The organism is Proteus columbae (genome assembly GCF_009914335.1).
GTDB lineage: Bacteria > Pseudomonadota > Gammaproteobacteria > Enterobacterales > Enterobacteriaceae > Proteus.
Map to the genome: position 1 here is coordinate 1,655,261 of NZ_CP043925.1, position 14,019 is coordinate 1,669,279.

A 14,019-nucleotide genomic window follows, 5' to 3' on the forward strand; every position below is an offset into this window, starting at 1 on the left:
TAAATTTAAACCATTATAACTTAATTCTCGACCCTCTTTAGAGGGTCTTTTGTTTTCTAAGGGTCTTAATGAAACAACAAAACTGGACACTCCAGTTACCAGAAACCATAAGGGCGGCGATGAGTCGCCCTTTTTCATGGGGTGAATTTGATTGTTGTATTTTTGCCTCTGAATGTATTTACGCACAATGCGGTTTCTCGCCAATAAAGCCTTATCTCAATCACTATAAAACCAAAGCCGAAGCCTTCAACCTGATCAAATCTAAATTTGGCACATTAGAGAAAGCCGTTTCACGCTATTTCAAATCCATTGAGATTGAGCGTGTTCAGCGTGGTGACCTCGTACTGTTCAAAGGTAAGGACGGTGACAGTTTAGCGGTGGTCTGGGCGAGGCATTATTGGGGCGTAACCCCACAAGGCGTGAAGCCGGTGCAGATTAACCCAATCAAAGCGTGGAGAGTGGAATAATGGGTGGGAGTGGTGGATTAATTTCAAAAGTCGTGGGTGCTGGCTTAATGATTGCGGGGCTATTTACTGGAGGCGTCACCTCTGCGATGGGCATGGCGCTGATGGCGGCAGGCGTCGCGGTGCAAGTCGCGGGTTCGCTTATCTTTAAGCCAAAACTGCCTTCCATGAATTATCGAGATACGGGTGAACGCAAACAGATGTTACGTTCATCGTCTGCGCCTGAAACCGTAATTGTCGGAAAAACAGTGATATCGGGTTTGCTTTTCTTCGCCGAAGAAGAAGCGGGGGAACAAGATGAAAACGAAAAAATCACACTGGCATTAGCACTTGCTGGACACCCCATAGAGAAAATTGGGAAGATCTGGTTGGGTGATGATCTCATTGAGACGTTTGGTGATAAAGCCTCATGGGAATTACATAACGATAGGGAAAATGTCGATCCCTTTATGTTTAAAAATTGCCCGTCATGGAAAGAGGATATGATAGGTCGAGGTCTGGCGTGGTTACGTGTGACACTAACGTTTGACCAAGAAAAATTCCCTTATGGATTACCCAATGTGAAATGTGAAGTTTGGGGAAAACATCTGTTTGATCCTCGCACAGGGCAAACTGTGTGGAGTAACAATGGTGCCTTAGTGATTTTGGATTATTACCGCCATTATTTAAAAGTACCTGATACAGATATTGATTTTGACAGCTTTAAACAGGCAGCCGATTTATGTGATGAAAAAGTGAGTCTGCCAGAAGGTGGATTTGAGTCGCGATATACCCTTAATGGTGCCTATGACTTAAATGAAAGTCCATCCAGTGTCTTGGAAGCGATGCACAAATGTATTAACGCGGAACCGACATTCACCGCAGGAAAACACGGTATTCAAATCGGCGCTTATTATGGGCCGGCAATAAAAACCATTACCGAATCACAATTGATTGGCACTGTCACATGTACCCCTGAAACAGGTTTAAAAGACGCGACCAATGCGGTGTATGGCACATTTATTGATGCCGAACAGTTGTACACAAAAACCGATTTCACGCCTGTGATTGTGGACGAATGGGTGAAAGAGGATGGCTTAGAAATTCGAGAGAATATCGACTATCGTTTTGTCACCAGCCCTTATCAAGCCCAACGATTAGCTCGCCAATATCTTCGTAAAAAGAAAGCAGGAAGACGAGTTCAATTGACCATGAACTTAGACGGCTATTCTTATCGTCCTGGTGAAGTTGTGCTTTTAGAATTACCTTCTTTGGGGATTAGTGGGCTGGAATTTCGTATTGCCGAATGGTCATTTCATGCATTAGACGGTGTGGCTTTAACGTTGGAAGAGGATGGTGCCTATTTATATGAAGATGTGGTTGGCAAACCGTTTGAGCGTCCGCCATTTGTGAGTTTACCCGCTGGTGGTGTTGCTTCACCGATTAATCTTACCTTTGTTCCACTTGCAGTCAGTGACATCGTGCAAGGTACGCTTTCTTGGCAGAATGTGGCTTCTGATGTGCGTTATAACACTGTCACTATTCTTCAAAAAGGCAATGTTATTCAATCTATTCAGGTACCGGCTGAGCGTGTTGATATTAACGGATTAGCGCGAGGGACTTATCGTGTTGAAGTCAGAGCAACAAACGTTGCTGGTGCGATGTCGGCACCTGCTATTAGTGATTTTGCCATTCAAGCACCACCGCCTCCGGAGCATATTGATGTTACCTCTGGCTTATTTAATCTGACCGTTGCACCGAAACAAGGCGATAGCGCTGTCTTTGGTTATACCTTTGAGTTTTGGTTTAGTGAGGAAAAACTTGCTGATCTTTCTGAAAATGAAGTGATCACCAAAACAAACAAAGTTGGCCAAGGGAATTTCTGGACGCAAGAGAATTTACAAGCAGGGCATACGTATTATTTTTATGTTCGAACAATCAACAGCTATGGTAAATCACCTTTTGTGGAAGCTTCGGGGACTTGCTCTTCTCAAACGGATTTAATTCTTGAGGAATTAGCGGGGCAAATTAGCCGAGACCAATTAGCGCAAGACCTATTGGGTGAGATCAACAGCAAGGCTAACCAACTCGATATTACTGAATTACATGAGTTGATGAGGATAAATCATGACAAGATTTTATCTGAGTTGATGAGGCATGGAGCAACGATTGAAGAAAGTGAAAAAAAACTGGAGGAGGCAGGAAAATTACTGGCTGAGCGGATAAATCAAGTTGCAACGGCAACAGAAGCACAGGCTGCCGCAATTAAACAAGAGCAACAAGCACGTATTGAGGCTGATAAAACTGAAGCACAACAACGCCAATTCTTAGCCACACAACTTCGTGGTGATTATACTGGCAATGATTTATCGAAAGTCACCGCAGGACTTATCTCCGCTGAGAAGCAAGCGCGTGTTACAGGCGACCAAGCGGAAGCCAAAGCCAGACAGTCATTGGAAACACGGATGAATGGGAATGTTTCCGCGATTAATAAATCACTAGAAACCCTCACCTCGAAACAGCAAGCACAAACGCAAGAGATTTCAACGCTCAATTCAAATTTGAAAGGGAAAGCTGATAGTAGTGCGGTAAATACGTTAAGTACTCGAGTGTCGAATATTGATGGCAAAGTGACGTCTGCAACCTCTCAGGTACAAACGTTATCTAGCAAATTAGATAAAGTGAAAGCCGATTTAATGGAGTCTGTGGTGGTGGATTTAGATTTATCTAAACTCAATGAAAACACCTATTATCCGGTTATTTTGCTTTTAGTGACCTCTCGTCGTTATACCTTTAAGGTCTTTAGAACCTTAGGACAATATTCAGACAATAAACCTAGCTATGCGACGCACAGCACCAAAGGCTTTGCCATGATTGTGGAATGGCAAGTGAGTGCATCAGGATGGGGAACCCAGTCTGAAAACCGTATCATTGATAACTTTGATTGGCGATGGACAAATCAATCCCCTGTGATGGGACCAGCTCAATTAATAAATGGTTCTGTGGAATATATCTATTTGCGAGGAGGCGCTAAATACCAACTCACTAAGCATAAAAGTGTTAACCATCAAATTATCACCAGCACTTATACCAACAACAAGCAATCGGTGGCCCCAAAGGGGTTTTTGGCGAATGACGTACCTAAGTCGAGCGAACAGAAAGCCAATGCAACGGCGAATGCGGTAAGCCAACTTGAAACTAAAGTGACCGAGGTTTCAGGTAAGGTGACCTCTACCGCCCAGCAAGTCACTCGCTTAGAAAGCCAAGTGGGTACAAGTTCAGCTAAAATCGAACAAACTTCGAAAGTGGTCACAGACATAAATGGCAAAATTTCGGCATCATGGACAATGAAAGTCCAGCAGGATAGCAAAGGGAATAAAGTCATTACTGGCATTGGCTTAGGGGTTAATGCGCAAGGAAATAGCCAATTTCTGGTTAATGCCCAAAACTTTGCAGTGATATCGTCATTAAACGGCAAAGTGGTGACGCCCTTTGTGATCCAAAATGGACAAGCTTTTTTCAATGATGCGTTATTTAGTAAGGCAACCATTGATAAATTATCAGTGGGTAAAAAAATCACATCCACTAATTATTTAGCGGGTAAGAAAGGATTTAATATTGATGCCACAACAGGGAATGTGGAATTAAATGATGCGGTATTTCGTGGACGGTTAGATATTAATTCAGGCAGTACGAAAGGGCGGTTAGTGATCACCAATAATACGATTTATGTTTATGATGAAAATAATAAGTTGGTTGTTAAATTGGGCTACTTGGGTTAGTCGAATTCTTTTTCATAAAAAGGTTAATAAAATGCCATGGGGATTAACAATTTATAATGATAAAGGGGCGGTGGAAAACATCACCAGTTCATCATTTGTGCTCGACTTTATTAAAATTACAGGAGATGGAAGCAAACAATACACTGTTCCTAGTGGGTTAACATTGTATGCGACAGCAATTGGACGGCACAGTATTCGAACTTCTGTTTCAGGCAATACCGTCTATTGGAAATCCAATATAACCTCGCCATCGATGGATGGCATTATTATTGTGGGGTTAAAATAAATGAGTCAATATGGTTTGAAAGTATTTAATGGAAAAAATGCAGAGCATTTAAGTACATTAGAATCATTTGTTTTTTTTAAACGCATTAATAATATTAAAAAAGGAAATTATAATACAGGAATAAAAGAAACGGATGATCCGCCAATGGTATTTTCAAGATGTACATCAATACAATCTGTTATTCCTGCTTCAATTTCGGTTATAAAAAAGGATGGATATTGGAACATTACTTGTCAACAAAACGGTGATGTTCTTTTTGAGTGTTATTTATTCGTCAGAGCCTCATATTATAATAAAGTAAAACCCCAAAAATGGGGTGTTCAGATATTTAATAATAACCAGTTGCTTCAAGTCTCAGGAGCAAGACCATTAAGAATTCAGTCAATCACAGGGTTTTCTAATGGTAGACCTATTGGTAATGAATTATCGGTGGGTATCCAATGCGCTCCACTGTGTCGAGTTGTTGGATATTACTCTACACCAACATCTCCTTATCAACATGCCGTTATTGAAGTGGGAAGTTGCGGTTCAGGCACTAAAATCGTACCAATGCGATGGCAATTAACGGTATTGCCGGGGCCTAGTGCAAATTCAAATACAGATAATGTGGTGCAATATATTGATATTAAGGACTATCAATAAGGAATAGAGAATATTATTTTTAATGTTAGGAGTGATATATTTTTTTAAAATTTTAAAATAATTTAAATGACTTTATTCTGTATAGATAAAGTATTATAGTAATAGAAAATAAAATTAAGTGTAAGATGAATGAAATGACTATCAAATCTATTGAAATAAGAAATATTCTATCTTTTGATAGTGTTTTTATTAATGATATTAATGAAATAAACTGTATTGTTGGAAAAAATAATGTTGGAAAATCAAACATCTTAAAGGTGATACGCTTTTTTTATGATAGATTAGATGGAAAAAAACTCATTGGTTTAGAGTTGAATAATTCATATACACCATATGGTTGTATAAAAATAAGCTACGACCTATCTAGGATAAAAAAAATAGTCACATCAAAAAATAGTAATAAGAGTTCATATTTTAAACATATATATAATGTTTTTTTTAAAGGTGAATTAACTGGTGATGCACGGGTTTTTAGTGATGAACCATCAGAACCTAGTTGTATTTTTAGTCTAGAATTAATAATTAATAAAGATGGTATGTCAAAATGGTCCATCGATAATAAAGATAAATTAAAAGTTATAAGTTATCTATACCCTTTTTTTGATATAGAAACAAGACATATAAATTTATATGACTGGAATAAATTATGGATCATAGTTAGTCAATTGAAATCTTTTAATATGTCATCTTTTAATAAGGACAAATTAGTTGAGTTTATTAATGAAGAAATATCACCGACTAGTGATGGCTATAAAAAATATTTATCAGAAATTCAAAATGTAATTGACACATTTAAATACTCATATAAAGAAAAAATCCTTGGTTTAATTAAGGTTGGACTCAACGGGCATCGTTTTTCTATTGATGGAAATATTTTAGAAAAACAATCGGATGGAACTAATTCCTTTAGGTATATTAGCACTTTTTTAACATTAATTATTTCTTTGACTAGAAGAGAATTTATCACACCATTTATCTTTATTGATGAACCTGAGATAGGGCTACATCCTAAAATAACAGAGGAACTAATTTATAATATATTTGAAGTGGTAATTAAGTATCAAAAGAATTCATTGTATAATATAGGTAAATATAATACACCGTTACCAAAAATAATGTTTTCAACACATTCGCCAAATATTGTAAAAAGTATAATGAAATTGTTCCCTAATAATAATAGTATTTTTCATTTTTCAAAAAATGGAGAAGATGAAATTACAAAAATTAGGAAATTAAAAACAGATTATAGAGATGAACGGTTTTTAAATGCATTTAGTGATAATGAAGCAAGGTTACTTTTTAGTGATTTTATTTTTTTTGTTGAAGGGGCTACTGAGATAGAATTATTTGGTAATAGAAAGCTACAACGATATTTTCCGAAATTAAGAAAAATTGATTTTTATTCAGGTGATAATGTATTAATTGAAAATATTTCTCCATCATACACTAAGGCTGTAACTCCATATTTATTTCTTTTTGATATGGATAAAGCAATGGATGTTGTTAATGGAAATAACAAATTTAATAAAATAGAATTAAAGGGTAATGGGAATATTTTTACATTTAAAAATATAAATAAAGAAATTGAAAATAAAAAATATTCGTATAGCAAAGAGCATAATGAGATCTTCTGTTTATTTAAAAAAATAGTTAGTTATAATGGTTGGAGTATTAAAATAAGTAGAAAAACATTAAGTATTATTGATGGAAGTCATAGTGAATTTTTAGAGTTAAAAAAAGATATTCATAATTATTTAATAGAGAAAAATGTATATATTTTGGACGATACTATTGAAGGAGTACTTATATGTAGACAATCTTCAGAAATATTTTTTAAATGGCTGGAGTCTAAAGGGGTGCCTATCAACGATTTGATTAATAAATTAGACAATAGAAATTATCTAACGAAAGATTTGCTTCTGATTTATATTCGACTAATTTTTGGTGGTAAAAGTGAAGTTTTACAAAAAAGTAACAACATATCGAAATCTAATAAGATATATAAGTACGTAAATGATAATCTTATTGGAAATAGAGTATCAAGCAAAAAAACTAGTGGGTGGGTAAATGAGTTTTTAACTTATGCCATAGGTCATATTGAAAATAACTGTAAGGAAAATCATTTCTACACCCATTTTTCTAGGTATTTCCCTCAATTATCTGATATAATAAAAAATCTCCGGTTTTGATAGTTTGAAGGGCACAGTCACAGGAGCTTAACCTGATTGTGTGCTAGCTTAGGTCTGGCCTAGCCTGCATTAACCAGTTAGCTTATGATTTCCCTATTGGAATGTTAAAGGTTACCTTTTTAATTGCACAGAGTGAAAATCTGTTATTGGTATCAAGATCGGAGTTTTTTATGATTAAGTTGAATAGAGAATTTTTTACTTCTGACATTATAGTGTTAAAAAATAGTGAATCAGGGCTATCTGAGTTTATAAATTCAAATACTATTCCTTGGGATAATGTTACTGAAATAAAATTAAAAGGAAAATATTACTATTCTTTTTCTAAAAGAATAGTTCATAATATTGATTATGTGAAATCTCAAAGGAACATATATGATTATTTTTCTAATGTTATACCTCTAAATAATAATTCTTTTGCTTATAAAAAAGAAACGTGTTACTTGGATTATCTAAGACCTCACATTGGTAATTATTTTTTTTTGAAAATTGATATAGCATCTTTCTTTCATTCAATAAAAGAATCCTATGTTAGAAAATTATTTTATAATTATATTAATGATGAATTTTTAGATAATGACAAGAAGTGCTCTTTAATAGATGCATTGATAAAATTAACATCCATTGATATTCCTAGTGAATCAAAAAATATTTCTTATGTTAATAAAAGAGTTTTTCCAATAGGATTTTCTTCATCACCTATAATATCTGAAATTTATTTTCGACCTATTGATGTATTATTAATGAAGCTATGCTCAGATTTTGAACTCACCTATACAAGATATGCTGATGATATTTTGATTTCTGGAGGAATTAACAATAAATATATAGCTAATAATTGGGATTTTATATACAACCGTATTTTTGAAATTTTTAGTTATTATAAATTAAAAATAAATACAAGAAAAACTATAAATAAGAAAAAATGCTTATCTATAAATGGTTATGTTTTAGAGTCTATGTATTATGATAACCGGTTGTTATTTTCTGAGCTTAGAATTTCAAATTTCAAATTAAAAAAAATAAATAAAGCCTTATTTTATCTTGAGGAAAATACTTATATTAAGAATGAAACTATAAAGTATGTTATGGAAAAGGTATTTAATAGTAAGTTTAAAAAAGATAAATTTAAATATACAATTACACAATCATTTATTGATAGACATTATGTTTTTTCATTAACAAATAAAATGAGAGGCTTTAGAGCATATTTGCTTTCTTTTATTATCTACGACAGAAAATATATGATTTTGCAGAAAGAAACTAAAGATAAATATCTGAAAATAATTGGAAGAATAGAATTGATTATAGATAGGCTACTAAAAAAATAATGATTGAATTAATGTGATAATAACGATATGAAAAGGAGGGGGTAATTGATTTTCCCTCTTTGACTTTTTAATATTGGTATAATATGAACTAAAAATTTTATTTTATAGACAAAATTATAATAATCCACACTAATATTCTCCTTGAGAAATTGTATTTTTGATGTTCCTTACTAAATAAATATGATTGATGCTGTAAAAAAGGCTAGTATCACAGCTTCTGATTTAAAATAATCTTCCCCAAAACTCCCCCAATCCAAATTAAAAATCAACCAGTTACATACAAACCAAGATCACATAAAAAACAATTAATTACCCAAATAATTATAAATTATTTAATAAGTTACTTAATTATTATGGGTATAATGCTACGCCACATGGGTTGGACAGAAGCTGCTGACTTAATCATTAAAGGTATGGAAGGCGCGATTGCCGCTAAGACTGTCACTTATGATTTCGAACGTCAGTTAGAAGGCGTTAAGCTGCTGAAATGTAGCGAGTTTGGTGACGCGATTATCAAATATATGTAATTGTTGATTTGATAAATAGTTAACGGGAGCTTATTAGTTCCCGTTTATTTTTTGTACTATAAAATTCTTCCCCAAAACTCTTCCCCAAAAATGTTCAATTAAACAGCAATAATTTGCCATTCTTTGCCTCTATCGTCGTGGTATTTATCGGTCATATTTTGTGTTTTATGCCCCAATAATTTTTGTGTATTAATTCCTTGCTCTCGATAAAGTCGTTCAGATAAAGATCGTTGTTCATGGAAAGTAGGGGCAGCGCCTTTTTCCCAAGTTAACCCACATTTATCTCTCGCTTTTTTTAAACGTCGTGGTTAACGTATTTGGGATGACTTGTTCGCCTTATTTTACGGTCCAAGCTTCTGAGAAATTGTGCTTTGAAAATAATTCTGTTAACCCACAGATTTGTTTTAAGCGTAATACTTCATCTTGTGACATACCTAGTTCATCACCAATCCGTTTATCGCTCCATCCCAATCTGGATAGATCTCTAACTATATCTGACATAGCTGCGACTTGATGTTGTCCTCTTGCTCGATTATGACGAATAGTGGTTGCTATTTGATCTGATATTGTGTTGTTTTTAACATCAAGGATGGTGACTGGTAAATAATTATTAATTCGTTTTTTTAAGGCGTTTTCTTTACTTAATAAATAACGATGATAGCCATCAACGATTTGCCACTGCAATTGTTTAGTTTTATTTTGTTGTGCAGATAATACTACAACGGGTTGAGTATAACCGTCTTTTATCAATGAGGTTTTGAGTAATCTCTTTTCTGTGGGAGACATAACATTAGGGTTGTAGTCATTTGCTACGACTTTATTTTGCTTTATCCAAAGAACACAATCTATAGGTTCATTTTTGAATGGACTAATTTGATGAAGAAATAATTTGATTTTGTTGATAGCTTCGATTTTTTGCTCATCATTTAGTTTTAGCAGATAATCTTTTAGCGAAGAAAACACTGTTTCAATAGTCATATTCACCTCTTGTTAAATCAACTGCCAATTTTTACGTTTTTCCTGTATCCGTTTGCAATATCGGTCATAACAGTGTGATTTGGTAGGACTAAATGCTAATGTTCTACACCAAAAATCATTACGTAAAATAGTTTTACAGATCCGTCGCCAAGATGGGATTTGTTTACTGCTAGTATCACCCTCTTGTTCATCTGGTATTCCATTTGGATAATCTCGCTCAGCATACCAATGGAGATAAACTGCGATTTTATTTCGGTAATGTTCGGCTGTTTGTTCTGGTACGCTCGCTAGTAAAAAGTGGGCGTAAGATTTCCATGTATGATGGGCGGGTTTACTGATTTTACGTTGTCCAAAAAAACCTGATTTATTACGAGGGTGGGTGTATAACATACCCGCATCAGCACCACTCACTCGTTCACAGGCTAGACTCCACGTCTCAGGTTCTAATACATGGTATAACCATAGCCCTTTGCGTTGTTCAGGGCCAAATGGCTCACAAATGCGCATTTGACTTAAACTAACCCCAGCTTGGTGCATTAGACTATAAATAGAATTATAGGGTAGGTTAAAACGTGAAATGTATGTCCAAATATCTTTTACATGCCAGTCATAAATAGGATAGGCCATATAATAAAAACCTTCGGGTGATGCCGTTGTCCATGGGATATCGTCGGCATAACGTAGTTTTTGGTTGTTATTGATAGCAATAAAGCGATTTAATGATTCATCTGTCCTGATCCCTAATAAAATAACTGAACTACGATGATTTCCTGTGATCCACTGATTAAATGCAGGTGTGAAGTCTTCAAAAATCATATTCGGATGATAAAAAGGGAAAAAGTCTGGATCAGTGATTGCGTATTCTGGAGGTTGCCTTACCCATTTTTTTTCTGGTTCCCAAGCCGTCCAAATTGGTTCATATTGTGAGATCCCGCTTTCCGTCGTGATAGGTAATGCAATCCAGTAAAATCGCTCCGTACAGTCTTCATACAAAGATTTCATTTTTGCAACATGGCTAATGGTTGCGGAGTATTGCACTTCCCAGTCAAGAAACATGACATTGAATTTTCGATGTCGTTTTCTTGCTTCAGCAGCAACAAGATGAAAAAGAACAGTAGAATCTTTACCTCCAGAAAAGGAGAGAGAGATTTGTTCAAAAGTATCAAATAACCATTCAATTCGCGTTTGAGTAGCATCTAACACATTTATTCCAAGAGGAATTTTGTGTTTGCAAGACATAACTATCACCAGAATAAGTTAGTTAATAGTATTATTACTTAATCATATTTAGATTATAAAGGTAAGTTATGGTTGCTAGTTGTTACTGAGATTTACTTGAAAAAATAGGATAATAAATCATATATCATTGTTATTATTGATAGTTTCTAGTCATGAAAAAATTTTTTATAATTAAGAAAAATAAAGTAAGTGACTTAGTGAGTAGAGAATGTTTTAAAAATATTTCCTGATTTATTATTCGGGATTTTCAACTATTCATACAATAAATAAAAAATAAAATAGTCATTTTATGATAGGGTATTGTATGACATTAAGTACACATGATGGAGTCAAAGTATATACACCAGTGTCATTGAAGCTATATGATTGGTGGGTGCTTAATATTTCTAATAGCTATGCATGGCACTGTGATACGAATAAATATCTAATTCCACATTTTAAAAATCATCTCGGTGAGCGCCATATGGATATTGGCGTTGGAACGGGATTTTATTTAAAAAAATCATTAAATTATATAAAAGAAATCTCATTGACTGATCTTAATTTACACAGTCTGGAACATACTAAAAAGTATATACCTGATGATAAATTAATAAATTGCCTTCAGCATGATGTTTTTCAGCCTTTTTCTAATAAATTAAATGAATCTTATAATTCTATCTCATTGTTTTATTTACTACATTGTTTACCAGGAACGATGGATGATAAGAAAAAAGCGATAGAAAATATAAGTTATTTACTGACAGAAAAAGGGGTTTTATATGGCACAACGATTTTAGGGCAGGGAGTCAAACATAATTTTTTTGGTAAAAAATTAATGTCTATTTACAACAAAAAAGGTATTTTTTGCAATTATTCTGATTCGGTGGACTCTTTGGAAGAAATGCTTTCCTATTTATTTCATGACATCTCTATTCATGTACAAGGTACTGTCGCTTTGTTCACCGCAAAGAATAAAAAATAATAAGAAATATTATTCTGGATTAGAGGCCTTTTATCTTTATTTTCTTAAGGAATGGTATGTTAATGCGTAGCCTGTTTTTTACCTTTTTATTATTAACACCAGCGGCATTTGCCACAGATACATTAAGTCATGATATTGAATATTATTCTAATGTTACGTTAACGGATTTTAATTCGGGAAAAATTGAAGATGGTCGGTATTTTTGTGTTAAGGCCATGAATCATGGAGGTGAATTTATCGCCTGTGCAGTATCTAACAAGTCAGGTTGGGCTTCTTCTTATGATCACTTTTTTCAGCAAGCACATTATTACTACACAACAGGTAAAAGCTTTAGGTTATATGTTCAACCTAATGTTTGGACTCATCCCAAATTTACTCGAGTATATTCAAATAAAGCGATAGCAGGGTTCGCTAGTTGTCATAATAGTCGTTGCATGGGGCCAACAAAAGATAACTAATTGATTAATAGTAAATTTTATAAATTGGATAAATCCCATTAGAGTTTCAGATAGATTTTTTTAAATTAGTGAAGAGTAAAAGAATACTCTATAAACGCTAATTTAATGATATTTAGGAGACTATATGAAATTTTTATTTAAAAGTGTTTTTCTTGCAGTAGGTATTTTGTCTTCTAGTTTTGTTATGGCAGATAATGCTGATGAGATAACCAAAATTTCTTATGTGTGTGAAAATAATAAAGTGATGGAAGTTATCTATGTAAATACAGCAAAAGATAGCTATGCGATCATTAATCAAATGGATGAAATGATCCCAATGAAAATCATGAAAATGGCTTCTGGTGCAAACTATGAGGCGATGAATAAAAATTATACTTATAAGCTTTATACTAAAGGTGATAATGCCGATTTAGTCGAAGGAAAAGATAAACCAGTGTTGAGTGGTTGCAAAGCTAGTTAATTACCACTATTTTTTTGAAAATCATTTAGCGCTCTTACTAGAGGTCACTTCGGTGGCCTTTTTTTGTATATTTAGTTGATAAATTTGAAATTTAATTTATCCTTGCGATCACTATATGGATATAATTCACTATATGAAAATATAATTATTTTCTTACAATAAATAGGTTAGGGGTGGTATGAAAAAACACTCATATTCTCAGTTAGTTAGTTATGTATTTTCAATTTTATTTATTATAGCTGTATTTTTATATTGGAAAATTGAAATTAAAGAGTATGTTATAGTTTCAAATGTATCGATTAAAATAGCATTAGGGTTCTCTGTTATTGTCTCGTTAGTATGCTTTTTCTTTATATATAAAAAACCAACTTTTAATAAGGAAATAAAAAATTTATTAATTTTTCCTTTAGCATTAATTATGATTATATTTATTATTGTATATTTCATACTTTCTAATATTGTGTATTTTACTAGCGGAGAAATAAGTAGCTATAAGTCTAGTTACTCATACGTAGAAGGAAGAAGATCATGTTCTGGTATAAAAATAAATGATGAAAGTGAAGGCGAAGTAAAGATTTGTGCTAAAATTGTTCACGGTAATATTTATGAAACGGGAAATGCAGAAGTTTTGAAGAAAGCAAATGCAATAGGTTTTGAACTGATATCAGCAAAAACATACTAATATGAAACTGAAATAGAAAACCTCATAAGTTATGAGGTTTT

At 33.6% G+C, this 14,019-nt stretch carries 12 protein-coding genes and 2 pseudogenes; 11 read left to right on the forward strand and 3 right to left on the reverse strand.

Annotated features, from left to right (window positions below; genetic code table 11):
- Positions 1 to 68 precede the first annotated feature (68 nt).
- The 7 genes and pseudogenes from F1325_RS08010 to F1325_RS08040 form a co-directional block, all read left to right on the forward strand.
- Positions 69 to 467: a DUF6950 family protein gene (locus tag F1325_RS08010; protein WP_160230297.1), complete on the forward strand. Its 399-nt coding sequence runs from the start codon at positions 69 to 71 to the stop codon at positions 465 to 467.
- A complete protein-coding gene (locus F1325_RS08015) occupies positions 467 to 4,225 on the forward strand; it encodes a phage tail protein (RefSeq protein WP_160230298.1) in 3,759 nt (1,252 codons plus the stop codon). The genes F1325_RS08010 and F1325_RS08015 overlap by 1 nt, the downstream gene beginning before the upstream one ends.
- A gap of 31 nt (positions 4,226 to 4,256) precedes the next feature.
- A complete protein-coding gene (locus F1325_RS08020) occupies positions 4,257 to 4,511 on the forward strand; it encodes a hypothetical protein (protein ID WP_109850098.1) in 255 nt (84 codons plus the stop codon).
- Positions 4,512 to 5,153: a hypothetical protein gene (locus F1325_RS08025; protein WP_160230299.1), complete on the forward strand. Its 642-nt coding sequence runs from the start codon at positions 4,512 to 4,514 to the stop codon at positions 5,151 to 5,153. It abuts the gene before it with no gap.
- 134 nt (positions 5,154 to 5,287) lie between these two features.
- Positions 5,288 to 7,342 (forward strand): retron Eco8 family effector endonuclease, encoded by a 2,055-nt coding sequence (locus F1325_RS08030; RefSeq protein ID WP_160230300.1) that lies wholly within the window; start codon positions 5,288 to 5,290, stop codon positions 7,340 to 7,342.
- A 170-nt stretch (positions 7,343 to 7,512) separates the two neighbouring features.
- Positions 7,513 to 8,670 (forward strand): reverse transcriptase domain-containing protein, encoded by a 1,158-nt coding sequence (locus tag F1325_RS08035; protein WP_160230301.1) that lies wholly within the window; start codon positions 7,513 to 7,515, stop codon positions 8,668 to 8,670.
- Positions 8,671 to 9,029: 359 nt separating this feature from the next.
- Positions 9,030 to 9,197, forward strand: a pseudogene (locus F1325_RS08040) (isocitrate/isopropylmalate family dehydrogenase); the annotation flags it as partial.
- A gap of 98 nt (positions 9,198 to 9,295) precedes the next feature.
- Here F1325_RS08040 and F1325_RS19340 read toward each other — a convergent pair.
- The 3 genes and pseudogenes from F1325_RS19340 to F1325_RS08055 form a co-directional block, all read right to left on the reverse strand.
- Positions 9,296 to 9,533: pseudogene (locus F1325_RS19340) on the reverse strand (tyrosine-type recombinase/integrase); the annotation flags it as partial.
- The gene (locus tag F1325_RS08050; protein WP_109372555.1) at positions 9,534 to 10,175 is read right to left on the reverse strand and encodes an IbrB-like domain-containing protein; all 642 of its coding nucleotides are present in this window, start codon (positions 10,173 to 10,175) and stop codon (positions 9,534 to 9,536) included.
- Positions 10,176 to 10,187: 12 nt separating this feature from the next.
- Positions 10,188 to 11,414 carry a phosphoadenosine phosphosulfate reductase gene (locus F1325_RS08055; protein WP_109372554.1) on the reverse strand — a complete coding sequence of 409 codons (1,227 nt, stop codon included), beginning with the start codon at positions 11,412 to 11,414 and terminating at the stop codon, positions 10,188 to 10,190.
- A 304-nt stretch (positions 11,415 to 11,718) separates the two neighbouring features.
- Here F1325_RS08055 and F1325_RS08060 point away from each other — a divergent pair, with 304 nt between their 5' ends.
- The 4 genes from F1325_RS08060 (at position 11,719) to F1325_RS08075 (ending at position 13,978) form a co-directional block, all read left to right on the forward strand.
- Positions 11,719 to 12,378: a class I SAM-dependent methyltransferase gene (locus F1325_RS08060; RefSeq protein ID WP_109372553.1), complete on the forward strand. Its 660-nt coding sequence runs from the start codon at positions 11,719 to 11,721 to the stop codon at positions 12,376 to 12,378.
- 62 nt (positions 12,379 to 12,440) lie between these two features.
- Positions 12,441 to 12,836 (forward strand): subtilase family AB5 toxin binding subunit, encoded by a 396-nt coding sequence (locus tag F1325_RS08065; RefSeq protein WP_160230302.1) that lies wholly within the window; start codon positions 12,441 to 12,443, stop codon positions 12,834 to 12,836.
- 124 nt (positions 12,837 to 12,960) lie between these two features.
- Positions 12,961 to 13,296, forward strand: a complete 336-nt coding sequence (locus tag F1325_RS08070) for a c-type lysozyme inhibitor (protein ID WP_109372551.1) — start codon at positions 12,961 to 12,963, stop codon at positions 13,294 to 13,296.
- Positions 13,297 to 13,474: 178 nt separating this feature from the next.
- A complete protein-coding gene (locus F1325_RS08075) occupies positions 13,475 to 13,978 on the forward strand; it encodes a hypothetical protein (protein ID WP_109372550.1) in 504 nt (167 codons plus the stop codon).
- Positions 13,979 to 14,019 lie beyond the last annotated feature (41 nt).

What these genes read in the sequence shown, in the direction of transcription:
- F1325_RS08010 (WP_160230297.1), top strand. Translation starts at nt 69, where the DNA reads ATGAAACAACAAAACTGGACACTCCAGTTACCAGAAACCATAAGGGCG.
- F1325_RS08015 (WP_160230298.1), top strand. Translation starts at nt 467, where the DNA reads ATGGGTGGGAGTGGTGGATTAATTTCAAAAGTCGTGGGTGCTGGCTTA.
- F1325_RS08020 (WP_109850098.1), top strand. Translation starts at nt 4,257, where the DNA reads ATGCCATGGGGATTAACAATTTATAATGATAAAGGGGCGGTGGAAAAC.
- F1325_RS08025 (WP_160230299.1), top strand. Translation starts at nt 4,512, where the DNA reads ATGAGTCAATATGGTTTGAAAGTATTTAATGGAAAAAATGCAGAGCAT.
- F1325_RS08030 (WP_160230300.1), top strand. Translation starts at nt 5,288, where the DNA reads ATGACTATCAAATCTATTGAAATAAGAAATATTCTATCTTTTGATAGT.
- F1325_RS08035 (WP_160230301.1), top strand. Translation starts at nt 7,513, where the DNA reads ATGATTAAGTTGAATAGAGAATTTTTTACTTCTGACATTATAGTGTTA.
- F1325_RS08050 (WP_109372555.1), bottom strand. Translation starts at nt 10,175, where the DNA reads ATGACTATTGAAACAGTGTTTTCTTCGCTAAAAGATTATCTGCTAAAA.
- F1325_RS08055 (WP_109372554.1), bottom strand. Translation starts at nt 11,414, where the DNA reads ATGTCTTGCAAACACAAAATTCCTCTTGGAATAAATGTGTTAGATGCT.
- F1325_RS08060 (WP_109372553.1), top strand. Translation starts at nt 11,719, where the DNA reads ATGACATTAAGTACACATGATGGAGTCAAAGTATATACACCAGTGTCA.
- F1325_RS08065 (WP_160230302.1), top strand. Translation starts at nt 12,441, where the DNA reads ATGCGTAGCCTGTTTTTTACCTTTTTATTATTAACACCAGCGGCATTT.
- F1325_RS08070 (WP_109372551.1), top strand. Translation starts at nt 12,961, where the DNA reads ATGAAATTTTTATTTAAAAGTGTTTTTCTTGCAGTAGGTATTTTGTCT.
- F1325_RS08075 (WP_109372550.1), top strand. Translation starts at nt 13,475, where the DNA reads ATGAAAAAACACTCATATTCTCAGTTAGTTAGTTATGTATTTTCAATT.